Source organism: bacterium (assembly GCA_023150945.1).
GTDB lineage: Bacteria > Zhuqueibacterota > Zhuqueibacteria > Zhuqueibacterales > Zhuqueibacteraceae > Coneutiohabitans.
The window spans coordinates 14,902-40,548 of the sequence record JAKLJX010000003.1 but is presented as its reverse complement, the minus strand read 5'-3'; the positions used below and the strand labels follow the sequence as shown (position 1 = coordinate 40,548).

The window sequence follows — 25,647 nt, the reverse complement described above, 5'->3', positions numbered from 1 at the left end:
TCACTCACCGCCGCTCACGGAAGACCGGTGCCGATTGGAATTCCGCGAGCCTTTGTGCCATTTGGAATGCAAGGCCGATGCCAAGCAAGACGAAGTGGGAAGGAAGGTGTGTTTCGAGGCAAATCCAAAGGAGTTAGCGCATGAACGCGCCGCTGCTCTGCAGCCGGCGGCAAACACGAAGCCCGGTGGCAGTGTAAAACTTGCCGGGCTGCGCTGGCGAAGAGGATAAATCTTACGCGCCGCTTCGCCGCGGCTTCAATAGACTTCAAGGAAGAGATGATACAGGCCGGCCGCGCGCGACACCGCCAGCATGACCGCCGCGCCGGGCGCAAAACGGCGCAATTGTTTCGCCAGCTCTTCGGTGTTTGGCACCGGCTTGCGATTCACTGCCACAATGATGTCATCGCTCAATAGCCCCGCTTGTTCCGCCGGACTGTAGCGCGCGACCGCCGTGACTTTCACGCCGTGGCGCCAGGGCTGCTTCAAACTCAGCTCGTCCAGAGCGCTGAGATTCTCCGCGCTGATGCCTACATTCACGAATGCCGGCCGTGGCGCAGGCGCGAGCGCCAGGGGTTCACTGGCCGGCAGCTCACCGAGCCGCGCGTGTACCTTCAGCACGCGCTGCTCGCGAAATATCTCCAGGGTGATCAGCGTACCCGGCTTCAGCGCCGCAATGATCGCCTGCACGTCGTTGGTCTGCGTCACCGGCATGCCGTCGAGGCGGAGAATGACATCCGCCGGTTGCAGGCCTGCTGCGAGCGCGGGACTGTCCTCGTAGAGATCGTCAATGAAGACGCCGGTGGGCGCGGCCAGTCCCAGGGCACGCGCTTCCAACTCTTGCACCGGCCGCAGCACCACGCCGAGATAGCCGCGTGCAACTTTGCCGGTTCGCATCAAGTCGCCGGCGATGCGCATGGCCAAACTGATCGGCACCGCGAAGCCCAAGCCGACGTCGTAGCCCGTTTCCGTGGCGATTGCGGTGATCACGCCAATGGCCTCGCCGTTGAGATTGAACAGCCCGCCGCCGCTGTTGCCGGGATTGATGGCGGCATCGGTTTGCAGAAAATGCTCGACGCCGAAATTCTCCTGAATCACATTGAGCTGGCGGCCTTTCGCACTCACGATGCCGGCCGTCACCGTGAAGCGCAACTCCAGCGGATTGCCGACGGCCAGCACCCACTCGCCCACCTGCGTGGTTTGTGAATTTCCCAGAGCTGCCGGCTGAAGCTGGGCCGCCGCGATTTTGAGCACCGCGATTTCCGAGAGCGGATCAGCGCCGATCAATTGCGCCGGGAACGTGCGCTGATCATGCAACGTCACCGTGATTTTGTCGGCGAATTCCACCACGTGGGTGTTGGTGAGCAGATAGCCGTCCGCGGAGATGATCAGGCCGGAGCCGGTGCTGCGCTGTTGCAGCTCGGGCAGCGGCTGGGGCTCCCGGCCGCGGTCGCGCTGTTTCAGCTCGCGATAACGATTCCAATCATACGAAGAGAGGACGCGCCGGCAGGACACCGCCACCACCGCGGGCACGATGCGGCTGGCAGCCTGCACAAAGTTCGGGGGCGCGGTCTGCGCGTGAGCGGGAGTCTGCGGCGTTTGCGCGGAAGATTCCGCGGCGGGCGGGAGGAACAAAGCCGCGATCACAGCAAGCGACAGAAAACGGCGGGAATGCGGCCGCGCCCACCGGCGCGATGCCGGGCGAGGTTGCTCCTGCATGAGTACTCTCCCTGCAGCTTCAGTAGCTGACTTTGTCAAAGTTGCAATATCCAGAATGAAGAATCCGCCCGGGCGCCTGGCCCCGAAGCGTGGCAAATTCGAATACAGCTTTCTCCCATTGATGAAGCGTCCGGGCAGTGGTGTTTTCTGATCGACACAGACTGCGTTGTCATCCCAAGTTGCTCCACCGGCACTGCAGCCCGCCGCCGCTGCTTCCGAACGTTTCTGCTTTCCCTCCCTGCCTCAATGCGCCGGGCCGAGCAACACCGCGTTCAGGAACAACAGATTCAAGCCGTCCATGAAGGCGCGGTAGTTGGGATCTTCGGCAAAAGCCACCACGTGTCCCCGTCCCAGGGGCTGATACATGAGATAAGCTTTGTTGGCGAGCTGCTTGCGCGACGATTCCCAGGTGAAACCGCTGGCGATCAGCTTGTCTTCTGCAGCATAGACGCCGACATTCACGCCTTTATCGAGCGTGAGCGGGGTGTAGATGTTGCGGCTTTCGACCATCACCACTGCCTGGCCATCCTCATAGCCTGCGCTCAGCCAGTGCGCCGGCTCCAACAAGACGCGCAACAATGCGCCCGGCGTGGCCTCGGGCAGCTCCTCTTTGGGTTGAATGGCTTGCTCGTAATCATAGACACCGGCAGCCGGCGCGGCGGCCTCGCCGGGCTTCTCCTCTTTCGCGGCTTTGCGCTCAGGCTTGCCGCTGCGCAACTCGCGCGAGGTGGCGAGCAAATCGACTTTCTCCTCGGTCAGCCAGCGCGTGGCATCGCCGAAGGAGATGAGCGTGCCGCCGCTGCGGATCCAATTCTTCAAACGCTGTACCATGCCTTCCTGCATCACGGTGGAATAGCCGCCGCCCCAGTAACCGGAGCCCTCCGGCAAAATCAGCACATTGAATTTGTCGAGATCCGCCGCGCCGAGCTGCCAGGTGTTGATGACTGTCACCGGATGGCCATACTGCTGTTCGAGCAGAAAGCGCGTCCAGCCCGCGGAGAGCGGATTGGTGGGCAGATTGTAGGCCATCGCCACTTTGGGCGGATGAATGAAACGCACGTGGCCGCTGCCGAAGTTCACGCCCTCGCTGACCCAGGAGTTGGCGGTGGGATGTACATCAACGCCATGTTCCGCAGCCACGCGCTGCAGCCGCTCGAACAGATCCGCGGGATTGTCTTTGCTCTTGATGATCAGCGAGCCGCGCGGGAATTTGATGCCGCTGTGCACGAATTCCTTGTCCGCCGTGTGCACGCGGATGTTTTGCCGCAACAAATCCGCCAGCGCTGCGGCAGCGGAGTTGCTGCCCCACGGCAGGAGATAAGCCAAATGCGCCGTGCTGCCCAGCACGCGGCCCTGAGGGCGCGGCGGCGTGTGCAGCACGGACAGGTTGCCGGTCGAGGCAACTTCGGCGAGGTGGCATTCCACGCCATAAAGCAGGGGCAGCGACCAGGCGGTGACGTCGTAAAACTCATCCGGCAACCGCTTCTTGCGGCGCTGCAGTTGTTCTTCAATGAAAGCCTGATCCATTTCGGTGCGGCGGTCGAGCAGCGTGCGCACCAGCCGCTTGGCAGGTTGCGCCGTCGAAATCACAAAAGTACCGGCCGGAAATGTCCGGGCCGCGAGCGTGCCCCCGAAATAATCGCGCACCCGGGCATTGTTGAAGGAAGCTTCAGCGCGTTTGACTTCGATGCCCTGTTGCATCAACAGCGCGGCGAGCTTGGCGGTGCGATTGGGATCGCGGCCCGGCGGCAGCACGTATTCCTTCACCGCTTCGCGCGTGCCTTCGGTGATGGCTTCGCGGCGATAGTTGAAAAAGAAGCGCAACAGCTCGCTACGCTGCCCGGCGGCCATTTCCGCAGTGGCGAGCGAAGCGATGAAATGATGATGCACGGCCTCGCGGAAGCGCAAGAGGGTGTCGTCCTGGCGACGGATCACCATGCCATCCGGCCCGGCCTGCTCATAGGTCATGCCGAGGGCGCCTTGAAACAGCGGCCAGCCTTCACCATAGCCGGGATAGAAAGAATCGAAAATCTCGCGGGTGAAATAATCGAAGCGGAAGCGGTCGAACCAGTTGGCATTGTTCTGGCCGAAGCGCGTCAGCCAGTCGATTTGTGCCGAGGTGAGGTTGGGATTCTTGGGATTGGCCGGCGGCGCGAAATAGTAGGTTTGATTGAATCCCATCTCATGCAAATCGACGAAGACTTGCGGATACCATTCCAAAAAGATGCGGGTGCGGCCGGCGGTTTCGGGCTGGGTGTTGGCAAACCAGTCGCGATTCATATCAAACAAGTAATGATTCGAGCGACCGGAAGGCCAGGGTTCATTGTGCTCGGCGGCCAGTGGATTTTCGTCAGGCCAGCGGCCCTGGGTTTGGCGCAGGTAGTTGACACAGCGGTCGCGGCCGTCCGGATTTTGCATCGGGTCGATGATCACCACGCAATTGTCCAGAATCCGGTTGCGCACGGAATCGTTTTGCGCGGCAGCGAGGTGATAAGCCAGCAGCAGCGCCGCGTCCGGACTGGAGATCTCGTTGCCATGCACACCGTAGCTCAGCCAGACGATGGCCGGCATCCTGCCAATCAACTCCTCCGCCTGCGCCGGCGTGAGGCCGCGGCCGGCCGCGAGCTGGCGCATGGCCTTCTTGATCTCCGCGAGGCGGCTCATGTTTTTCTCGGAAGCCACGATCAGATAGTATAGCGCCCGGCCTTCCCACGACTCGGCATACTGCACCAACTCGAGGCGCGGCGAGCTTTCCGCCAGCGCCTGCAGATAGCGCTCGGCTTCGTAGTGCAGGGTGATGTCCTCCGCCCAGCCAAAGCCAATAACTTGTTCGAGGGTGGGCACCGCCGGATCATAGACGGCGCCGGGATAGAACTCGGATGTTTGTGCACGCAGAGAGAAACAGGCAAGCAAACTCGCGCTCAACCACAGCAATGCTCGCAGGGCGCGGATCATTCCTTCCTCCAAAGAGTCGTGAACTGATGCATTCTGGAATTTTTTCGGCTGCCGGCGTTTCACTCGCCGGTGAATTGCAGTACGATCCGCCGGCGGTGCGGGGCATTGCGATGCTCGTAAAGATAGAGGCCCTGCCACGTGCCCAGGGCAGGCCCGCCGTCAAGCACAGGAATGCTGAGTGAGGTCGCGGTCAGCGCGGCCCGCACATGCGCGGGCATGTCGTCCGGGCCTTCGGATTGATGGCGGAAGAGCGCCTCACCCTCCGGCACCAGGCGGCGGAAGAAGCGTTCCAAATCGCGTTGCACTTCGGGGTCGGCGTTTTCCTGAATCAGCAGCGAGGCGGAGGTGTGCTGCACGAAAACGGTGAGCAGGCCGCTGACGGCGTGAATCTCCGCCAGCCAGCCCTGCACTTCGCCGGTGAATTCGTACAAACCCTTGCCCGTCGTGGCCAGGGTGAGCGTGTGTGCGGATTGGCGCATCAGATTTTGTTGTCCAATTGCGTCAGACTTCGCATCCAAATGTACAAACTGACCATGCGCACATTGTAGATCGTCCTGTCATGGGAGAAACAGCTTCCCGGCCAAAGCACCATTCCAATGCTCAATACCATAACGTCAAGTCCATGCCCCAGTAGTAGCCATTCGCCCGGGATCTTCCCCTGCTCTTGGCACATGCTCAGTTTTGCGATGCCTGCCCAATTCCCCAAAAACTCTTACCGGCTGACATCACGAGCTGGGTGTTGAATCCAACCGCTCGTTGCAGTATTGAGAAACCTCTTGGCAGAATGATACACACCGTGGTCGCGCTGCCCGCTAATGCCTGCGGCCTTTGCTTTCGATACCGTTCACGGAATTCGATGTCCGAGCCAAATCACATCACCAATAACTTTCTTACCGCGTGAAAGGCGCCGGCTTGCATGCGATAGAGATAGACGCCCTTGGCAACCAGCCGGCCGTGATCATCGCGGCCGTCCCATTGCAGCGTATGGTAACCGGCTTTCTGCGGCTCCTGGCGCAACGTGCGGACGACTTGACCGAGCATGTTGTACACGCGAATCGTCACCGCGCCGGCTTGCGGCAGGGCATAGCGAATGGTCGTCGGTGCCGGCGTCTCCGCCTGCAAAAGCAGGAAGGGATTGGGATAGTTCTGCTCGAGGCTGAACACGCTGGGCAGCATTCCGCCCTCCAATTCCACCAGCGCAAAGGCCTCGCTTTCGAAGGTGCCGTTGCCGCGCTGGAAGCGCGGCGCAGCCACCATTTCCAAATCCTGCGCTTTACGCCAAATTCTGAATTGCATGGCCGTGCCGGTCACGTAACCGCTCGGGCTTGCGCCCTCCACGACGGCCTCGCTGCGCCAGGCCGCGATGCCGAGCACACCCGCAGCGGGCCAAACGCCGGCGCCGACCAGTTCGCCGGCCTGACTGAGAATGCCGATCTCATCGCCGGGTTGCAGCGCGCCTTCGGCCACACGGGCAGCGGTGATCACGACGACGTAGTTTTCACTGCCGCGCACCACGCCGGTGAAATGCACGGGCGCTTCATCGCGGGTTGCTGCCGGATCGCGAACTCGCGCCAGCGCACCGGCAGCGCCGAGCGGATAGATCAACGTATCCGGCCGGCTCAGGTAAAGTTTGTACCCGCGGCCCGGCTGCAAGCTTCCCATGGTGTTGAGCAAACCGAGTCCGGGAATGAGAAAGCCGCCCTGGTCATCCTTGGCGATGACCAAATTGTCGAGCACCGTCGCCAAGGCGGTCACGGACGGAATGGCGGCAGCCGGAAGATAGCTGACGAAGTTGTAGCCTGCCTCCAGCGGAATCGGCGTGAACGGCGCCACTTCTTCGCCGGCGACGGCCACGCTGTCCGGCGCGTCGAAATAGGCGGCATAGCCGGCCAGCGGGTTGATGCGGCCCAGAGTATTGACCAGATTCGGAATGAATACGCGGCCCTCCAAGTCTTTCAAGATGCGCAACTGACCAGTGTCATGAAATACCGCTTCGACCTCGGGATTTGCCGGCGTGACGTTGAACGACACCCAGCTCCAGCGCGCCGCGAGATTTTGCCGGCGCGTGAACACCGTCAGAGCGGAGAGCACAGCAATGCGCGCAGAATCCGCGGTGCCGAATTTGCCGTCGCCGCGCGTGTAAGTGGCCGTGGCGGCATAATCGCGATCGCCGCGACTGCTGTCCCAAATGCGAAAATAGATGGTCTCCCCGCGTTGAAACCCTTCCACCGCGGCCGTTGCCGGATCATCGCCAAAGCACACGAAACGGGCAGGCGGCTGGGCCGGCCAAACCACGCTGCCCGCCAGTTTGCCGCTGGGCGTAAAGGCGCCGATTTCATCGCCGGCAGCAAGGTCTTGATGGTCGAGGGTGGCGCGATCAATGACAATCGGATAAACCACTGCCGTGGTTTCGGGATCGGGAAAGTGACGGGTGGTATCACTCAGGCTCAACACCTCCAGCGTCATCTGCACCGGCACGCTGGGTTCGTCGAGATCATTACTTTCCACCCGCAATTCAGCATGAAAGGTGGCAGCGGATGACAAGCCCGCGGCGCTGAATTCCAGCGCCACTTCCTGCTGCCGGCCGCTGGCCAAAATGCCCGAGCGCGGGGTGAACGCCAGCCAGCTCGCGGGCCGGCTGATCAACACCGCCAAACTGTCCCTGACATAGTTGGTGTTGAACGCCACCTCCAGGCCGTCACTGGTTTGGCGATTTTGAATGCCGACGGTACAGAAGTTTGCCGGCCCGGCCACTGACAAATATTGAAAGAGAATATTACCCTCGGGCGTGAGCACGAGTTGAAAGGTGTAAGGCCCTTCGCCGCTCGCGCGCCTGACATTGTGCCACTGCAAGATCAGTTTGTTTCCGTCGGCGTGATAGTAGGCAGCGCCGGGCCGTACCTCGAGATCATCCCAAAACGGCGCGACCAAATCCGGCACGCCCAGGCTGGGAACGGGATTATTGCTGAAGGCACTGGAAGTGCTGCTGAAAGAAATGAAACCGTTGCTGCAAAAGCGGAAGGACGTGTAGACGGAATCATAGAACGGAAAGGCAAACCCGAGGGCAAACGGGCCGAGGTTGTCATCATCACCGGCATCGGGAATGCGATTGCCGGTCGCTGCAATATCCTGCCAATTGAAGGCGGGTCCGCTGAGATCATCGCTGTCGCGCCAAGTGTAGCCGAAATTGTCCGGGCCGCCGCGCCCCGCCAGCACGGGATGGCCGCGGCGTCCGTCCACCTCGTGCTTGCCCGGCGCCGTGTAGAACGCGCGGGGATAGCGCCAAAACGGCTGGCTGCCGGCTTTGCGCAAAGCCGCGCCGAAATCCGGCGGCACGATGCGCAGACTGTAGAACAAATCGCCGACGCCGGTGTTGTCGATCGTGAGCACGCGGGTGGTGCGATCATTCTCGAACAGTTTGACGGCGAAACTGGCGGGCGTCACGGCGATATCCGAGGGCGCGAACACATCCAGCCGCACGTCGTCGACAAACCAATCATCGCGATCCTGCGCGCCGGTGTTGCGCAGGCGCAGGCGAAAATTGCGGTGATAGGCGGCGGGCGGCAGCACGATTTCCTTGCGAGTGAACACCGGCAGGCCGCCGTCCTCGCCGAGATGGCGCGTCAATTCCTGCCAGTTGTTGAACGCGTCGCGGAACTCGATCACCAGGTCGTCACCGGCATCCGGCTCCTCGCCGGCGCCGGTCTGTTCGAAGTAATAGCGCAGCGAAACCGCGTTCTCGGCCGAGAGATCGATGGGCACACTTTGCACGCTGCTGCCGCCGGGCAGATTCAACGCCAGCGGCGGGCTGGGCGGATTGAGCGCCAGCTCATTCACCAACGCGCCCGCGGTTTGCGGCCAGCGGGTGGCATCCAGCGTGGTTTCCAAAAAGCTGTCGGCAAAGGGCAGGCGCGCCGGCGGCAAATCGAGCAGGCGAATGTCATCGATGAACCAATCGTCGAACGGGCCGGGCGTGGCAATATTGCGGAAGCGCAGGCGCAGGCTGCTGTGATAGGCATCCGCCGGCAGAATCACGGAGACGGGTTCAAACACGTTTTGGTGTGATCCGGCACCCGGCAGCATGATGAGATTCAGCCATTCACCGTCGCGATTGTAATAGTCCACGAAAAAATCATCACCGGTTTCCGGCGAATTGCTGCCTTCGCCGCCGCGCTGAAAGGCGAATCGAAAGACCACGTCGCGCTTGCCGGCGAGATTGATCGGCTGCGTTTGCACCAAATCACCGCCAGTGGCATTGCCGTCGAAATTCAGCGAAAAAGTCGGGCTGGGTTCGTTTTGCGCCCGCGTGTTTACCGCTGCCGGCCCGAGGTTCTCCAGCCAGCGGACTGGACTCAGGTTGGTGGTCGCAAAAGTTTCGGTGAATGGCAGGGAAGCAGCGGGACCCAGCGAAGTCGTCGCGAGGAAGGCAGAATCGCGGATGCCGGAATCGGTGAGAGAGCTGACGCTGACGCGCAGCGTGTCACGCACGCCGCGTACCGCGGTGCTGGGTACATCGATTTGGATCACGAGATTGAGTTGCCCGCCGGCGGCCAGCTCGCCGGTCTCCGTGATCTTGCGCGCAGTGTCGGCAGTGAGAATCGTCACCGGCCAGAGCGGGCCGGCCGTGGCGAGACGATAACGATCCGTCGTTTCCCCCAGATTTGCGATCGTCATCACATAATAGACCGGATGGCCGGCAGCAGCATCACGAATGATGGGGTTGGGCGAGATGCGCACCAACTCCTGCCGGGCGGGCAATTGTGCATTTGCAGAGGAAACGGCAACGGCAGGATGGGATGAGGCCGCGCCCAGTGCCAAAACAGCGGCGGAAAACACGGCGAGCGGCAACCCACGATTCACAGACATAGCGTCCTCCTTCTCCTTCAGCCGGAAATCTTTTGCTCATACACCAGTTCGCCAACGGCGAAATCAAGCTTGCGAGACGGAGTGCGCCGGCGGCATTCACCGGGGTGGTCCCGCTGGCGCAGGACAATGGCCCTCCGCTTTCGTTTCAGTTGATGAACAGGCTCCCTCGGATGTCAGCCGATGGAAACGCGCTTGCGAATGAGTTGGCCATTTAACACCTGCCCCAAAACTGCCGTGAATGCGCCCATGCCTGGCGTGGCTTGCAAAGCCGCCTGCAATATAGGGTGCTCTCAAAAAAATGCAAGCTAAATTTCCGGCGCGGGCAAGCCTGCCCCGGCCGCATTCGCCTCCCACTTCGCGCTTGAACTCGCAAGCCCCGGCGAAGCCTGCCGGCCGCGGGCGAGCCTCGCCACCATGACCACTCCGCAATTTTTTCATGAAGCGCCGGGGAACTGGTCGAACGCGCATGGGCTTGCGGCCGGGCGGTCGCTTCCGGTGAGAGATGGGGCTGAGCGTGCGCAGCGCTGCCAAACTTCACAGGAACGCATGCGGCACCGGCAGGTCGACTGCGCTGCGCAGTCCCGGTGCCGCCTGCAAGACTTTGGGGATGGTGTTGACCAGCGCTCCGATCGTACCGGTGTCGCCGAAGATGCCGCCGGCAATGTTCATCGTGAGCGGCGGATCGCCCTTGATCTCCACGCGATCGTACGACTCCGGCGCGCCCACGTACATTTTCCAGTCGAACACGAGCAGAGTCTTCGTGCCCTGCCGGCATTTCAACGTCTGATGAATGCCCGTTACCTGCCCTTTCTTCACAGTGAGATACGGCGTTGTGACGCGCCGCGCGGCCAGCATGGGCTTGATTGATTCGATGAACTTGTCCGCCTGCCAGCCGAGGCAGCGCAAAACGGTGAGCGCGGATTCGCGCAAGCCGATGTGGCCGAAACCGCCGGCCCGCACTTTGGCGCGGAATTGCGCCAGCGTCAGCCCCGCGCCGATCTTTTGCTGAAACGGCAGGCGCCGTTTGCTGGCATCCGCCACGCGCGTCAGGCGCAGCGCCTGGACTTGCGTGCACGCCGCCGTGAGCGTGAGCGGCAGGATATCCATCGCAAAACCGGGATTCACGCCGGTGGCCACCACCGCCACGCCGTGTTGCTGCGCCAGCGCATCGATGCGCCGGCAGAATTCCGGATCGCGCTCGTAAGGATAGAACAGCTCCTCGGTCGAGGAAACCACGCAACTGCCGGCGCGCACGATGGCCGCGAGCTGATCCTCGACGCGATGGAGAAACGAACTGGTGGTGTGCACCACCACGTGCGGCCGCCACGCTGCCAGCGCCGCTTCGGCATCGCCGCGCACGATCAGGCCGGTGCTGCGGCGCAGGCCGCACACCTCGCCGAGATCGCGTCCAACTTTGGCGGGATCGATATCGATTGCGCCTGCCAATTCCACCCCCGGTTTTTGCAGCAGCACCTTCACACACGCCTGGCCGATGGGGCCGAGGCCGAACTGCACCACGCGAATCGCCATAGTTCATTCCTTCCTGCTCGTGAGATACGTTGCCGCAATGACCTTGCTTGTATCATTCAGAGTAAACAGGAAAAAAGCGAAAAGCAAGCCTCGCGCCTTGCCGGTGCACGCCGACTTCACCGTGATTCGGCCGGGCTGCAACAAGAAAGTGCTTGACTCCGCAGGCGCGCTTTTGTATTTATCACCTGCATTTTTGTGCGCGGAACAGTTTTGTTCCGGCGAATTGCCGTATGCAACGGAAGCAGGCTGACCTATGCGAGCGAGCGTTGCCGCTGGTTGGAATCCACGATTTGCCAGGCGAGGAGGAATGAAAACATCTCACCTTGCGCTTGCCATTTTTCTGCTGGGGGGAAGACTGGCAGCGCAAACGCCCCTGGGGCTGGAGGAAGCCCTCGAACTTGCCCTGCAGAACAATCTTCAACTCAAACAACAAGAGCAGCGCCAGGCGAGCGCCCGTCTGGAAGTCGACCTGCGCCGCGGCCAGCTCCTGCCGAGCCTCGATTTCATCGGCACGGCCTCCTACACCGACGAACTGGCGACGTTCGACTTGCCGCGCGCCCTCACCGGCGGCCGTTTGATTCAGATCGAGTTGGGCGGCCACGACCGTAGTGATCTCGCCTTGGCCTTACGCCAGCCGCTGTTCACCGGCGGCCGCTTGCGCACCCAAGTTGCGCTGGCGCAAAACGCGGTGCAATCCGAAGAGCTGCGCCGCCAGTTGTTGCGGCAGCAAACCGCCTTCCTGGTGCAACAAGTCTTTTATCAAGCGCAGGCACTCAAGCGCCAGGGCCAGATTCAAGCCGCCAGCGAACGCCGGCTACTGGTGCAACTCGAACAAATGCGCAGCCTGTTGCGCGCCGCGCAGGTGATGGCCTTCGACACGCTGCAGGTGCACAATCAAACACTGCAGATCCGCATCGAGCAGGATCAAAACCGGCGCGACCAGCGGCTGTTGGATCTGCAGATGGCCCGCCTGCTCGATCTCAGCGCCGTGCGGCCGATTGCCGAAGCGCCGCTGGCGAAACCCGGCACAAGTCCGCCGCCGCTGGAGAATCTCATTCAACTCGCGCTGCAGCGCCGGCCGGAGCTGGCCAGCGTGCGCACCGGCCAGCACGCCGCGGAGTTGAATCGGCGACTGGCAACCAGCGCCTACTACCCCACCCTGAATGCCGAGGCGAGTTATCACTACGCCAAGCCCGGTCTCAATCAAGTGGCCAACGAGTGGATGCGCTACGGCGTGGTGGGCGTGAATCTGCAGTGGAATCTGTGGCGCGGGCGGCAGGATCGCCGCCGCGTGCAACAGGCAGAGGCCGAACGCACCCGGCTGACTTTGCAGGAACGCGACCTGGTGGCAGGCATCACCCATGAAGTCGAGCGCGGCTACGAGAACCTGCAACTCGCCGCCCGTCAAATTTCCCTGGCAGAGCAACTGGTGGCGCAGCAGCAGGAACGCTATCGCATCGTCACCGTGCAACAGCGCGAGGGCGTGGCCACCACCAACGACGTCATCGTCGCCGAGAACGACTTGCGCGCCGCCGAGCTGCAACTGCAGCGCACACTGGTGCAGTATCAGCTTGCGCAAAGTGAATTGCAGCTCGCCACCGGCGGCAGTGTGGCATTCCAATGAGCATTGCCAGTCTGTGCCGGGCTGCGGCGCCCGCTGTCACCGTTTCCGCTTCCAACCAAAAGCAGCACAACTCTGGTTTCTTTTTCAACGGCATGTGCGCCATGTGAGGCTGCAGTTTCGTCCCCCCAGGAGCATGACATGAAAAAAGCACCAATCTATTGCCTGATGATTTCGCTGTTGCTGTTCGGCTGCACGAAAAAAAACAATGATGCGTTTCATGCCAGCGCGATTGTGGAGGGGACGTCCGTCAAGGTGTCGGCGCAAACCGGCGGCTTCTTGCAGCAGGTGAGTTTCGAGGAGGGTGAGCTCGTCCAACTCGGACAGACCCTGGCAGTGGTCGATACCGAAAAGCTCGGCTATCAACGCGAGCAAGTCGAGGCCAATCTCGCAGAGCTGGCGGTGCAGCAGCGCATCGCGGCAACGAATGTGCGGCGGGCGGCCGAGGATTACGATTATGCCAAAATCAAGCATGAGCGCTACCTCGAGTTGTTTCAGCAAAACGCCGCTTCCCAGCAGGTTTTGGATGATTTGAAACTCAACTTCGAGCGCACCCGCACCGCGCTGGAAGCGGCGCAGCAAAACCTGCAATCGCTCGCCAGCCGCAGCCGCAGCCTGGAAGCGCAGCGCAAACTGCTGCAACGCCAGATCACCGACGCCAGCGTGACCGCGCCGATCAACGGCACGGTGGCGACGCGTTACTATGAGGCCGGAGAAACCATCCCCATGAATGCGCCGCTGGCCGAGCTGATCGATCTCTCCACCATGTGGACGAAGGTATTCGTTTCCGAGACGTTCCTGCCGAAAATCAAAATCGGCCAGCCCGCCGAAATCCGCATCGATGGCGTGGCGGAGACGCTGCGCGGCACGGTGAGTTGGATCAGCCCCCGCGCGGAATTCACGCCCAAGAACATTCTCACGCCCGAGAGCCGCACCGCGCTGGTGTATGCCGTGAAAATCACGATCGCCAATCCCGAGCAGCGCTTGAAGCATGGCATGCCGGTGGCGATCACGCTGCCAGCGGCCTGGTGAGAAGCAACCGCGCTGACGCAGCAAGTCCGCGAATTTGAAGCGCCGCAGAACAATCCGCGTGGCGGCGGCAACACGCCACGGCAACCTGCCGCAGAGTGGAAATGCCCGAGCTTATCACCATCAGTAATTTCAGCAAGCACTACGGCACCATCCGTGCCGTCGACCATCTCTCACTCGCCATCAACACCGGTGAGTTGTTCGGCCTGATCGGCCCGGACGGCGCCGGCAAAACCACCTGCATGCGCACGCTCTGCACTCTGCTCACGCTGGAGGCCGGCGAGATGCGCCTCGCCGGTTATGACGTGCGCCGCGACGTGACGCAGATACGCAGCATTCTCGGTTACATGCCCCAGCGCTTCTCCCTTTATCCGGATCTTTCCGTGGCTGAAAATCTGCGCTTCTTCGCGGATCTGTTCGGCGTGCCCGCGGCTGAGCGCGAGCAGCGGCTGCAGCAGCTCTACCATTTCAGCAAACTCGCGCCGTTCCAGCACCGCCTGGCGCGCCAGCTTTCCGGCGGCATGAAACAAAAGCTCGCGCTCTCCTGCACGCTGATTCACCGGCCGCAGATTCTGGTGCTCGATGAACCGACCACCGGCGTCGATCCGGTTTCGCGGCGGGAGTTCTGGGAAATCTTGCAGCAATTGCGCGCGGAGGGCGTGACCATCCTCGTTTCCACGCCCTACATGGATGAAGCGCTGTTGTGCAATCGCGTCGCCTTCATGCACCGCGGCCGGCTGCTGGCGCTGGATGAGCCGGCACTGATCAACCGCCATTTTCCCGACGCGCTTTATGAAGTCGTCACTGCCGCTCCCCAGCTTCTGATGCCGTATTTCAAGCGCGCGCCGGACTGTCAGTCGGTGCAAATCTTCGGTGATCGTTTGCATGTCAGTTTTGCCGCGCCGTTGGCCGCCGGCCGCATTGCCGAAATCATCGCCGCGGCGCCGCATCCCATCACCCACATGCATCCCATTGCGCCCGGCATGGAAGACACGTTCATGGTGTTGATGAAAAACGATGAATCCTGAGCCTACCTACACGGTCGAGACGCGCGCCCTCACCAAGCACTTCGGCAAGTTTGTCGCGGTGAAAAACCTCGACCTCCAGGTGCGGGCCGGCGAAATTTTCGGCTTTCTCGGTGCCAACGGCGCGGGCAAAACCACGGCGATTCGCATGCTGTGCGGCCTGTTGCTGCCCACTTCCGGCAGCGGCCGGGTGGCGGGCTTCGACCTCTTCAAAGAGAACGAAAAGATCAAGCAGCGCATCGGTTACATGAGCCAGCGGTTTTCGCTTTATGAAGATTTGACGCCGGCGGAAAACATCGAGTTCTTCGGCGGGATCTACGGGCTGCCGCGCGCCACCCTGCTGCAACAGCGCACCCGCCTGTTGCGCGAGTTGGAACTGGAACGGCAGGCCGGCATGCTCACCCGCGCGCTGCCGCTCGGCTTCAAGCAGCGCCTGGCGCTCAGTTGCGCCTTGTTGCATGATCCGCCCATTGTCTTTCTCGATGAACCCACCGGCGGCGTCGATCCCGAAGCGCGCCGCAATTTTTGGGATTTGATCTATCATATGGCACAGCAGGGCAAGACGATTTTTGTGACGACGCATTATATGGATGAGGCCGAATACTGCAATCGCGTCTCCATCATGTATCAAGGCGAGATCATCGCACTCGGCTCTCCGCAAGCGCTCAAACAGCGCCACCAGAAGGCCTCGATGCAAGAGGTCTTCATTCATTTGGTGGATAAATGAGCAATCACTGATAACTGATAACTGATAACTGATAACTGACACCTGACCATCACTCCATGTCCTCCCGCATCATCCCGATCATTCGCAAGGAGTTCATCCACATCCGGCGCGACGTGCGCACACTCCTGATCGTGTTTGCCATGCCGGTGTTGATGTTGATGATCTATGGCTACGCCATCAACATGGAGATTCAGAATATCAACCTGGCGGTCTTCGACCATTCCAACACACCGGCCAGCCGCGAGCTGGTGCGCGCTTTTGCCGGCAGCCGATTCTTCACGGTGAAGGACTACAGCGGTGGGACGGAGGAAATCGACAAACTGTTCCAGCAGCGCCGGGCCAAGCTCGCGCTGCTCATCCCGCACGATTTTGCGTCCCGCCTGGCGCAGCCGGCGCCGGCCGCGGTGCAGTTGCTGGTCGACGCCAGCGACTCCAACACGGCGCAGGGCATTCGCAACTATGCCACCGCGGTTCTGCAACTGTACAACCTCGAGCGCGGCAGCGATCTGCCTTTTGAAGTGCGCACCACCATCGCCTACAATCCCGCCCTGAAAAGCTCCTACTTCTTCGTGCCCGCGCTGGTGGCTTTGATCTTGATGATGATCTCCGCCCTGCTCACCAGTGTCACCATTGCGCGGGAGAAGGAGACCGGCACCATGGAGCAGATTTTGGTTTCGCCGGTGCGGCCGCTGGAAATCGTGGCGGGCAAAGTCGTGCCCTACATTCTGCTGGCGTTCGTGGACGGCATCCTCATTCTGCTGGTCGCCCACTTCTGGTTTGCAGTGCCGATCCTCGGCAGCCTGGTTTTGATTCTGGCTGCGGCGCTGCTGTTCGTGTTCGTGGCGCTGGCGCTGGGCCTGCTGGTCTCCACCGCGGCGCGCACGCAACAAGTGGCGATGATGGCCGCCCTGCTCGCTTCGCTGCTGCCCACCATCATGCTCTCCGGATTCATTTTTCCCATCGCCAGCATGCCGCAAATACTGCAGTGGGTGACCTACGTTGTTCCCGCGCGTTATTTCCTGCCCGTCATTCGCGGCGTGTTGCTCAAAGGCAACACGCTCGCGGAGATCTGGTCTTTTCTGCTCATTCTCGCCGGCTTTGGCCTGCTGCTGATGATAATCAGCGTCCGCAAGTTCAAAATGACGCTGGAAAGTTGAATACCCCGCCGCATTTTTTGCAGGAAATTCCCGTGCCTCCGGTGTCTTGGAATTTGGGACACACACTCAGAGGAGGCAATCATGTTGGACTGTACCCGCGAAGAATGTCTGGGCAGCCGCGAATTTGCGTCTTATGTAGCCGGTGCGGTTTTTGGAACCGAGAAAGCGCGCATCCGCACGCATCTCAGAAAGTGCAATCCCTGCTTCGAACTCTACATCACCACCTTCAATCAATCCCTGGATGACTGGCAGCGGCAAATGCCGGCGCACGGTTCCGCTGCAGCCTATGCTTTTTCCTGAAGCTCTGCTCCACTCATCCTCCCCTTTCAGGCAGCTTGCTTTTCTCCTGCCTCGTCAGCATATTGGCGGACTTTGAGGCAGCCTGCGGCCGGCTGTGGCCGCCCGCCAGTATCACGAGTTTGACAACGCAAGCCACAATGACGCAATCGCAAGAACGGCTGAGCGCCTCTGCGCCCGGCCGGGTGTGCCTGTTCGGCGAACATCAAGATTACCTCGATCTGCCGGTGATTCCGTGCGCCATTTCCCGGCGCATCACCATCAGCGGCCACCGCGGTGACGACAAACGCATCGAACTCGCGCTGCCGGACGTGCACGCCGAAGTCGCGTTCACCATCGAGGACTGTGTGCCTTATCGCGACGCCCGCGATTATTTCCGCAGCGCGGTGAATGTGCTGCAGCGCGCCGGCTTCACCTTCTCCCACGGCTTGCGCGGCCTCGTGCGTGGCGATATTCCCATCAACTCCGGCACGTCGAGCTCCTCGGCGCTGGTGGTGGCCTGGGTAAATTTGTTGGCGCGCTTGAGCGATCAGCAGCGCACGCTCGCGCCCACGGCCTGCGCGGCCCTGGCGCACGCGGCCGAGGTGCTGGAATTCCACGAGCCGGGCGGCATGATGGATCACTACGCCACGGCGCTGGGCGGCGTAATCGGCATCGAGTTTCATCCCGAACTGCAGATCGAGCGACTGCCGGCGCAATTGGGAACCATTGTGCTGGGCGATTCCGGCGAGCCGAAGGACACGACCGCCATTCTTGCCCGCGTCAAGAGCGGCGTGCTGGCATGGGTGGCGCAGCTCAAAAGAAAGCATCCGGCGTTTTCGTTGCACACCGTGCCGCTGGCAGAACTTGACCGCTACACCGCCGGCTGCGACCGTGAATCAGCCGCTTTGCTGTGGGGCACCGTGGCGAATCGCGACTTGACCCGCACCGCCTGGTCGTTGTTGCAGCAGCCGCGCGTGGACCAACATCGCCTGGGCGCTTTGTTGAATGAATGTCAGAACATTCTGCGTGACCAACTTCGCATTTCCACGCCGAAGATCGACCGTATGCTCGACGCCGCCCTGGCCGCCGGCGCGTACGGCGGCAAGATCAACGGCTCGGGGGGCGGCGGGTGCATGTTCGTCTATGCCCCGGAGCAGCCAGAAAAAGTGGCGGCCGCCATCACGGCGGCAGGCGGAAAGGCCCACCTCGTGCAGGTGGATTGCGGCACGCAGCTCGCAGCAGCGGAGAGTGTATGAGTCAGCCGAACCTCGTGATTCTTGCCGGCGGCATTTCATCACGCATGAAAAACGCCGCCGCCGAAGCCATGCTGCCGCCCGGCTTGCGGCACGAGGCCGCCACCAAACCCAAGGCCATGATTGGCGTGGGAGAGCAGGCGCGCCCCTTTCTCGATTACTTGCTGCGTAATGTTGCCGCTGCCGGCTACCGCGAGGTGATGATCGTCATCGGTGAGAAAGATCAATCGATTCGTGCCTACTACGATCAGGGCGGCGCGCGCCAGTTCGACCGGCTCAACCTCGGCTATGCCGCGCAGCCGATCCCGCCCGGCCGCGCCCGACCGCTGGGCACTGCTGATGCGCTGTGGCACGGTTTGGCTGCCCGGCCGGATTGGCGCGGGCAGTCGTTCACCGTGTGCAACAGCGACAACCTCTACTCTACCGCGGCCTTGCACGGGCTGCTGCAGGAAACGCATGCCAACGCCATGATCGATTATGATCGCGCCGCGCTGCAGTTTTCGTCCGAACGCATCGCCCAGTTCGCGGTGATTGAAAAAGACAGCCGGGGATTCCTGCGCAACATCATCGAAAAGCCCGACCCCGCGACGCTGGTGCAACTGGCGGATCAGGACGGCCGCGTGGGCGTGAGCATGAACCTGTTCCGCTTCGCCTATGATGACATTCTGCCCTGCCTCGCCGCAGTGCCGTTGCATCCCGTGCGCCAGGAGAAAGAATTGCCGGCCGCGGTGAAGTTACTGGTGGAGCGTAATCCGCAAGCGGTGTTCACCATCCGCCGCGCCGAGCACGTGCCGGACTTGACAATGCCCTCCGACATCACCGCAGTGAGAGAGTTTTTGGAGCGAGAACATCACGGCGCGTAAGTTCGCGCCGCCGGTGAGATTCTTGTTTGAGGTGAGCTTGGATACGCGCCGTGCCGGCGCAACGCCGGGTAAGCCATTTCATGCCGCGCAGGCTAGTGGTCTGTTACCTTGAAATGTACAGCCACCACCCATGTCATCCTGCAAGGATCCTGTGAAGATTCGAGCGCGGCGCCAGGTGCCTCACAAGATTCCTTCTGAATGACACTCGGAATCCCTTATACAACTCAAAGTAACAAAATACTAGCGCCGCAGGATTTTGAAGGTAATACTGCGGCCATACTTCTGCATGATCGCCAGGTTGATCCACGCCAGCGCGAACTGTTCGAGCAGCGCGACTTTGTCATCCCCGCCGAAATCATAGCATTCCGCAAAGCCGGCAGCCAGCGCGAGCTGCCGCGCGAATTCCTTGCCTCTTGAACTGCTGCCGGCAACAAACATGTCCGCGCTGACTTCGCCATAACGCGGATCGGCCATGTTCTCGAAACCGGTGGAATTGAAGCATTTGACCACGTCCGCGCACCGGGTCACGGCTTTGAAGGCTTCCACGCCGTGCGCATAAGGCGCCGGCTTCTGAAACAGCGAATTGGTCGCATCGATGATGATCTTGTCCTTCACTTCGCCCAGCGCCCGGGCGACGTCGATGATCGCCGCAACCGGAACCGCAACGAGAATGATCCCGGCAGCGTTCGCGGCCTCGGGCACGGTGCCAGCAGTGATGTTCTGGTGCGCCACGACCAGCGCTTTGATCTCGTGATCCTCGGGATTTCGCACACCCAAAACGATTTCATGGCCGGCCCGCGCCCAAGCCAGAGCCAGTGCGCCGCCAACATTGCCGGCACCAATAACAGCGATTTTCATAATGGCCTCTTGCATGTAAATTGTGGCTTCAAGCAGTACCTCCGCCACGGTTATCATCCAGTAGTGGACCACCCTGCTTTGCAGGCAAGCTGCGAATCAAACCTTCTGCGCAGCACCAAATAACGGCTCCACGAAACTCGGTGTCTTCGGTGGCCATCGGAGATAAGGTTCTTCCGCCGCAATGCGCCGAAGTAATCGAGCCTCGCCGAAAAAAGCCTTGGCAGGATGATTTCTCGACAGAATTATTTCAAATCGTTCTACCGATGAATCATTCTGCCATAGACTTTCAAAATCTCATTCCAACTCTGAGCGCCTTGTGGCCTGGTGAATCCCCAGGCGCAACGCTCATTTCCGCACAGGTTCCTGACCACCGACCTCTCAAATAGACTGTTCATTCAAACTCGAACAACAGGGTAGGAGTATGGTGTGGCTTCAGGTTGGCAGCTCCGGCCGCTGGTGGGCTGCTGCCGAAGTCCAGAGCTGCGTGATTGCAGCAGTGCAAGCGTCATCGTCGCAGCGCCTGCGGACGTTGAAAGTTCATCCGACACTGCGCCTGCAGGCGCCACGCCGAACGCTCATCACACCCCCAGGGCTTCGATCACCAACCTGGCCGCGGCGGCCCCGGAATATTGTTGCTGCCCGGTGATCAAGCGGCCGTCGCGCACTGCAAACGGCTTGAAGCGGCCGCTCACAATGAAGTTGGTGTTGGGAATCTGCTTCGCCTCGTCTTCGATCCAAAACGGCTGAATGCGCTTGCCGACAAACGCGTCCGCAAATTGCTCTTCGGAATTGGCGAAGCCCGTCCAGGTTTTGCCTTCGACGAGCAGCTTGCCGCTGGAGAGCCTGGTTTTCAGCAGCACACAGGTGCCGTGACACACAATGGCCACGACCTTGCCGGCTTCATAGAAACCGGCCACGAACTGGTGCAGTTTCGTGTCATTGATGAAAGTGTACATCGGCGACTGGCCGCCGGCGAGAAACAGCGCGTCATAGTCCGCGATTTTCACGGCAGCGATGCTGCGCGTCTCGTCCAGCAGCGCGGCGAGTTGTGGCGTGCTCAAAAAGCCCATGCTGATCAGATCATGCGCCGAGTAGCCACTGGTGTCGCGCGGATCACTGAACGAATCGATTTGCAGTTTGCCGCCTTGCGGGCTGACAATCTCAACCTGATAGCCCTTTTCGGTGAACTCGTAATACGGGTGGGTCAATTCGGCCGCCCAAAAACCAATGGGCCAGCCGGTGGTTTGCGAAACCGCGGGGTTGGCCACGACCATCAACACGCGCTTCGGCTGGTCGGGGTTCAAGACATCGATGTTCGCGCTCATACGCATCGTCCTCCAGAGAAAAGTGCAGACAACAAGCTTGATTTGTTGCGCGCAATGTATTAAACTGCTCTCGATTCGTCAAGTATGCACTTTTCCGGTACCTACTATCCAAAACGATACTGAGGAGACCCATGAGCTGCCTTGGCCGCATTCATGCCTGCCCGGTGGAAACCAGCCTGGAATTGATCAGCGGGAAGTGGAAACCGCGCATCTTGTGGAAGCTGCATCAGCAGGAGATCGTGCGCTTCGGCGGGCTGAAACGGGCGCTGCCCGGCATCACCGCGAAAATGCTGACGCAGCAATTGCGCGAGTTGGAGAAGGATGGCCTGGTGGCGCGCACGGTTTACGCCGAAGTGCCGCCGCGCGTTGAATATGCCTTGAGTCCGTTTGGCCGCACGCTCAAACCGATTCTCGAGAGCATTGCCGGCTGGGGCGTCACCCATCATGCCAGGATCGTGAAACTGCTGAAACAGCAGGGAGCGGTAAAACCAGCGGCATGAGGGCACGTCCCACTGCTGAAAATCCAGGCTCACTTGGTGAAGCCTTGCCGCAGACTCGCGTTCGTCTGGGATTGTTGATTGATCCCGATTGAGCTCAATCTTGCCAAACGCTGCGGTTGGTCTCGCTTCATGAAAACAGATTCTTCAAGACAAAGAGAACATTTGCCGGCCGTTCCGCCAGGCGGCGCATGTACCAGGGAAACCAATAACTGCCATAGCTGATCAGCGTGCGCATGCGATAGCCCGCGGCAGCGAGGCGCAGTTGTTCCGCGGTTTGTATGCCGTACAACAGTTGAAACTCATAGTCGGCCGGGGCCAAGCCGAAGGCCTCCGCCATTTGCTGCGTCTGGTGGATCAGGACCTGATCGTGCGTCGCAATGCCCACGCTGACGCCGCGCGGTTTCACATTCGCAAGCAGGATCTCGGTGAGGGCGAGAAAATTGGCATCGACCTGGGCTTTGCGGGGAAAGGCGATCGCGGCAGGTTCGCGATAGGCGCCCTTCACCAAACGAATGGCCGGCGCGATCGGCAGCAAGGCGGCGAGATCATCCTTGGTGCGGTAGAGATATGCCTGCAGACAAACGCCCACGTTTGCATGCTGCGTGCGCACCCGCCGATAGAGCGCCAGCGTGCGCTCGACATAGGCACTTTGCTCCATGTCGATCCACACCCAATTTCCCACCGCTGCCGCCCCTGCCACGAGGGCAGAGAGATTCTGGCGGCACAACTCCTCATCAACGTCCAATCCGAGCTGGGTCAGTTTCACGGAAATGCGGGCATCCAGGCCGCGTTGTTGAATCACCGGCAGCGCCGCGAGATAGTGCTCGGTCACCTCGTGGGTTTCCGCGGCGTTGGACACATTTTCGCCCAGGCGGGTGAGAATGGTGCCGATCTTTTTTTCGCGCAGATTCGCCGCGGCCTGCAGGGCGTCGGCCAATTCTTCGCCGGGCATGAAACGCGACACGGCGCGGCGAACAAAGGCGTAGCGCGGCAGCTTTTGACGCAGCGTGCGATTCTCTGAAATCCACAACAAGGCATTGCGGGCGAAACTCATCGTATTCTCCTCCCTTCCAATACGTTTTTTTTCTCTCTCTCCGCAGCGACGCTGCGACCGCAGCGTTGTGACATCAAGAAGTCTCTTTCCGCGCTCCCAATGACTTTACGATTCCGATGATGACTATGTGTGATTGCCGGCCTTGATGATTCACACGAACGTCGCAATTTCGTGCAACGGCTTTTTGCTGATTCTCGGCACGACCGCCAGTTCCGCCGGATAGCCCACCACCAGCAGCAAAAACGGGCGTTCATTCTCCGGCCGCGCCAGAATGCGGTTCAAAAATCCCATGGGGCTGGGCGTGTGCGTGAGGGCCACCAGCCCGGCGTGATGAATCGCGGTGAGCAACATGCCGGTGGCAATGCCGACCGACTCGGTGACATAGTAGTTCTTGACTATGCCGCCGTCAGGCAACCGCGAGTAGCTTTGCGCAAAAATGGCAATGAGCCAGGCTGCGTCTTCGAGGTAGGGTTTGTGCTCATCCGTGCCCAGCGGCGCCAGCGCCTGCAACCATTCCTGCGGCGCGCGATGGTGGTAAAATTCGTGTTCTTCCTTCTCCGCGGCCGCGCGAATCCGGCTTTTGATCGCGGGATCACTGACCGCGGCAAAATGCCAGGGCTGCAGGTTGGCGCCGCTCGGCGCGCTGCCGGCGGCCAGCAGGCAGTCTTCAATCACGCCGCGCGGCACCGGCCGTGCGGCAAAGTGGCGCACGCTGCGCCGGCGCTGCAGCTCGGCGCGGAAAGCCGCGGCGCGCTGGGCCATCTTGGCGGGCGGATATTCGCGGTAGGAAGCGAGCGGCACAAACTCGGGGGTGCTCATGGCCGTCTCCTTGAAATGAATGAGCAGCGCACTTCGCCGGCGCCGATCATGCCGTGCAGGTGGAGTAAATTCCAGAAATTCATCATGACCGGTTGAGCAGGATTTGCAGCATTGCTGCACGCGCGTCCCGTCGAATCCGCTTCGACCGTCAGCGCGCGTCGCGCAAGCGCTGATTGCCGACCACGAGCGGATCGAATTTCTCCAGGGCGCGCTGAAATAGCGCATCGCAGATCTCCGGCAGCAGCGGGCCGATCCACTGCGGCACGCCTGCGCCGCCGGCATAGTAACTCGGCAAATGCGCCAGCACGGGTCCGGCACCGCCGGCAGGATCCACTGCGCCAAAAACCACGCGGCCGACGCCATGCAGCAACAGCGCGCCCATGCACATCAGGCAGGGTTCGAGAGTGGTATAGCAAGTCATCTCCCGGCTGCGCGGCCACAATTCCGCCGGCACCGCGCGCAAGACTTCGATCTCCGCATGGCGGCCGGGATGATAATGCGGCACCAGCATGGCATTGCCGGCCTCCGCGATCACTGTCTCGCCGAGCGTGAGCAGCGCCCCGATCGGCAAATTGCCCAGCTTCTCGGCCTGCAACGCCAGCGCCACGGCGCGGCGCAGATGCCGGAGATCATGGGCGTTTTCAGTCGTCATGGCAAGCCTCCTGGTTGGTTCACAGGGCAGACTTCAAAACCGTGCCCTTCAGAGCGTGCGGCGCGGCGACACGATCACATTGGCGATCAGCAAACCGGTGACCAAAGCCACCGCAATGAGGACCATGCTGAACGCCGTGGTCACGCCTGAGATGACATCCTTCTCGATGAACTTGGCCAGGCTGCCGAAACCCAGGCTGCCGGGCACCAGCATCATCAAAGCCGGCACCATGGTAATGGCTGCCGGCTGATTCAACCAGCGGGAGTAGAGGTTGCCGGCAGCGCCGGTCAGAATGGCGCCCAGGCACACGCCCAACTCGGGCCCCAGGATCGCGGCACCGGCACGCGCGCCGCTGAAGCTGATCAGACAGGCAAGCATGATCCAGCCGGCCTCGCGCGGGCGGGCTTGAAACAGCACGGTGAACGCCAGCGGCGCAACCAACAGCGCCAGCGCCAGCGTCCAGGCCGGCAATGGCGCCGGTGCTTCCGCCAGGGAAACCGGCGGCAGCAGCCGATTCACTTGCGAACCCAACGCCACACCGAATCCGAGCTGGAAAAAGAGCAAAGCCGCGCCGGTCAAGCGCGCCGAACCGGAGACGAGATTGCGCGTGGCCAGCTCGCGCATGGCGACCGTCAGCGTGAGGCCGGGCACCAGTACGATCAAGCTGGCGAGAGTGGTCAGATAGGTTGAAAATGGTTGCAGAACCCGCGCGGCAAGCATGGCCAGTGCCGAGGCCAGGATCGCCGCGGTCGATTCGAACACCTTGCTGGCTTCCGGGCGACGCCCCATCACCAGGGCGAGGCCGCCGACCAAAAAGCCGGTTATCATGGTCACCAGAATTTCACGCCAGCCGCCGCCCAGGAAGCGCGCGGCCGCGCCCGAGGCCAGGGCAAAACACAATGTGCTCAGCAGCGGGCCGAAACGCGGCGGCGCCGCCACGATGCGGTCGATCATCTGCGTGCCATCAGCCACACTCACCCGGCTGTGAATCACCTCGTGCATCAAATCATCCAGCCGCGCTTGCTTTTCGAGATTGACTTCGCTCGCCTCGATGCGAATCAAGCTGGTGCGATGCTCCTCCGGCAGCCCGAAGGAAGCAAAGATGCCGGTGGGCGTCGCGAAAAAGCTGCCGGGCAGGCCCAGCCGCTGCGCCACCGAGTTCATGCCCTGCTCCAGCCGATGCGCCGGCACGCCGTAGCGGTGCAGCGCCTGGCTGAGTTTGACCATGAAAACGATACGCGGGTCACTGCGTGTTTCCGCGGCTATAAGCGCGGTCTGATTGGAGGCAAACGGTTGCGGGGATCGGATTGTTGGCATGAAGGCAGGCGACGGGATTGGGTGTTCCAGCTCGTGTCCGTCCGCAATCGCGAACTTTCGAGAGAATGTTCCCGCAACGGCTGGGCCGTTGCATCAAAATC

The 25,647-nt window shown here is 61.2% G+C and carries 20 protein-coding genes; 9 read left to right on the top strand and 11 right to left on the bottom strand.

Annotated features, from left to right (window positions below; translation table 11 throughout):
- Positions 1-255 precede the first annotated feature (255 nt).
- The 5 genes from L6R21_05465 to L6R21_05445 all read right to left on the bottom strand — a co-directional run bounded on the left by L6R21_05465 (position 256) and on the right by L6R21_05445 (position 11,067).
- Positions 256-1,716 (bottom strand): trypsin-like peptidase domain-containing protein, encoded by a 1,461-nt coding sequence (locus tag L6R21_05465; GenBank protein ID MCK6558628.1) that lies wholly within the window; start codon positions 1,714-1,716, stop codon positions 256-258.
- Positions 1,717-1,959: 243 nt separating this feature from the next.
- Positions 1,960-4,671, bottom strand: a complete 2,712-nt coding sequence (locus tag L6R21_05460) for a peptidase M14 (protein MCK6558627.1) — start codon at positions 4,669-4,671, stop codon at positions 1,960-1,962.
- 59 nt (positions 4,672-4,730) lie between these two features.
- Positions 4,731-5,150, bottom strand: a complete 420-nt coding sequence (locus tag L6R21_05455) for a secondary thiamine-phosphate synthase enzyme YjbQ (protein ID MCK6558626.1) — start codon at positions 5,148-5,150, stop codon at positions 4,731-4,733.
- A gap of 391 nt (positions 5,151-5,541) precedes the next feature.
- A complete protein-coding gene (locus tag L6R21_05450) occupies positions 5,542-9,537 on the bottom strand; it encodes a T9SS type A sorting domain-containing protein (GenBank protein ID MCK6558625.1) in 3,996 nt (1,331 codons plus the stop codon).
- Positions 9,538-10,071: 534 nt separating this feature from the next.
- On the bottom strand, positions 10,072-11,067 hold the full coding sequence (locus L6R21_05445; GenBank protein ID MCK6558624.1) for a dihydrodipicolinate reductase: 996 nt from the start codon (positions 11,065-11,067) through the stop codon (positions 10,072-10,074).
- Positions 11,068-11,374: 307 nt separating this feature from the next.
- Here L6R21_05445 and L6R21_05440 point away from each other — a divergent pair, with 307 nt between their 5' ends.
- From L6R21_05440 to L6R21_05405, 8 genes are all read left to right on the top strand, one after another.
- On the top strand, positions 11,375-12,691 hold the full coding sequence (locus L6R21_05440) for a TolC family protein (GenBank protein MCK6558623.1): 1,317 nt from the start codon (positions 11,375-11,377) through the stop codon (positions 12,689-12,691).
- 138 nt (positions 12,692-12,829) lie between these two features.
- Complete coding sequence (locus L6R21_05435) at positions 12,830-13,720, top strand: efflux RND transporter periplasmic adaptor subunit (protein ID MCK6558622.1); 891 nt, start codon at positions 12,830-12,832, stop codon at positions 13,718-13,720.
- A gap of 101 nt (positions 13,721-13,821) precedes the next feature.
- Entirely contained in the window at positions 13,822-14,745 is a 924-nt protein-coding gene (locus L6R21_05430; GenBank protein ID MCK6558621.1) for an ABC transporter ATP-binding protein, read from the top strand.
- Positions 14,735-15,469 (top strand): ABC transporter ATP-binding protein, encoded by a 735-nt coding sequence (locus L6R21_05425; GenBank protein MCK6558620.1) that lies wholly within the window; start codon positions 14,735-14,737, stop codon positions 15,467-15,469. Before L6R21_05430 ends, L6R21_05425 begins: the two co-directional genes overlap by 11 nt.
- A 56-nt stretch (positions 15,470-15,525) precedes the next feature.
- Complete coding sequence (locus tag L6R21_05420; protein MCK6558619.1) at positions 15,526-16,626, top strand: ABC transporter permease; 1,101 nt, start codon at positions 15,526-15,528, stop codon at positions 16,624-16,626.
- An 81-nt stretch (positions 16,627-16,707) separates the two neighbouring features.
- A complete protein-coding gene (locus L6R21_05415; protein MCK6558618.1) occupies positions 16,708-16,926 on the top strand; it encodes a hypothetical protein in 219 nt (72 codons plus the stop codon).
- Between the two features lie 137 nt (positions 16,927-17,063).
- Positions 17,064-18,161 carry a GHMP kinase gene (locus tag L6R21_05410; GenBank protein ID MCK6558617.1) on the top strand — a complete coding sequence of 366 codons (1,098 nt, stop codon included), beginning with the start codon at positions 17,064-17,066 and terminating at the stop codon, positions 18,159-18,161.
- On the top strand, positions 18,158-19,021 hold the full coding sequence (locus L6R21_05405; protein ID MCK6558616.1) for an NTP transferase domain-containing protein: 864 nt from the start codon (positions 18,158-18,160) through the stop codon (positions 19,019-19,021). The genes L6R21_05410 and L6R21_05405 overlap by 4 nt, the downstream gene beginning before the upstream one ends.
- Before the next feature lie 240 nt (positions 19,022-19,261).
- On the opposite strand, the gene L6R21_05400 is transcribed toward L6R21_05405, so the two are convergent.
- Together L6R21_05400 and L6R21_05395 are read right to left on the bottom strand one after the other, a co-directional pair.
- Positions 19,262-19,879 (bottom strand): NAD(P)-binding domain-containing protein, encoded by a 618-nt coding sequence (locus L6R21_05400; GenBank protein MCK6558615.1) that lies wholly within the window; start codon positions 19,877-19,879, stop codon positions 19,262-19,264.
- Between the two features lie 578 nt (positions 19,880-20,457).
- Entirely contained in the window at positions 20,458-21,204 is a 747-nt protein-coding gene (locus tag L6R21_05395; GenBank protein ID MCK6558614.1) for a type 1 glutamine amidotransferase domain-containing protein, read from the bottom strand.
- Between the two features lie 131 nt (positions 21,205-21,335).
- Here L6R21_05395 and L6R21_05390 point away from each other — a divergent pair, with 131 nt between their 5' ends.
- Positions 21,336-21,704, top strand: a complete 369-nt coding sequence (locus L6R21_05390) for a helix-turn-helix transcriptional regulator (protein ID MCK6558613.1) — start codon at positions 21,336-21,338, stop codon at positions 21,702-21,704.
- 127 nt (positions 21,705-21,831) lie between these two features.
- Here L6R21_05390 and L6R21_05385 read toward each other — a convergent pair whose 3' ends face one another.
- The 4 genes from L6R21_05385 to L6R21_05370 all read right to left on the bottom strand — a co-directional run bounded on the left by L6R21_05385 (position 21,832) and on the right by L6R21_05370 (position 25,546).
- Positions 21,832-22,758 carry a proline dehydrogenase family protein gene (locus L6R21_05385; GenBank protein ID MCK6558612.1) on the bottom strand — a complete coding sequence of 309 codons (927 nt, stop codon included), beginning with the start codon at positions 22,756-22,758 and terminating at the stop codon, positions 21,832-21,834.
- Positions 22,759-22,908: 150 nt separating this feature from the next.
- Positions 22,909-23,577, bottom strand: a complete 669-nt coding sequence (locus L6R21_05380; GenBank protein MCK6558611.1) for a nitroreductase family protein — start codon at positions 23,575-23,577, stop codon at positions 22,909-22,911.
- A 148-nt stretch (positions 23,578-23,725) separates the two neighbouring features.
- On the bottom strand, positions 23,726-24,229 hold the full coding sequence (locus L6R21_05375) for a nucleoside deaminase (GenBank protein MCK6558610.1): 504 nt from the start codon (positions 24,227-24,229) through the stop codon (positions 23,726-23,728).
- Positions 24,230-24,277: 48 nt separating this feature from the next.
- Positions 24,278-25,546 (bottom strand): threonine/serine exporter family protein, encoded by a 1,269-nt coding sequence (locus L6R21_05370; GenBank protein MCK6558609.1) that lies wholly within the window; start codon positions 25,544-25,546, stop codon positions 24,278-24,280.
- Positions 25,547-25,647: the final 101 nt, after the last annotated feature.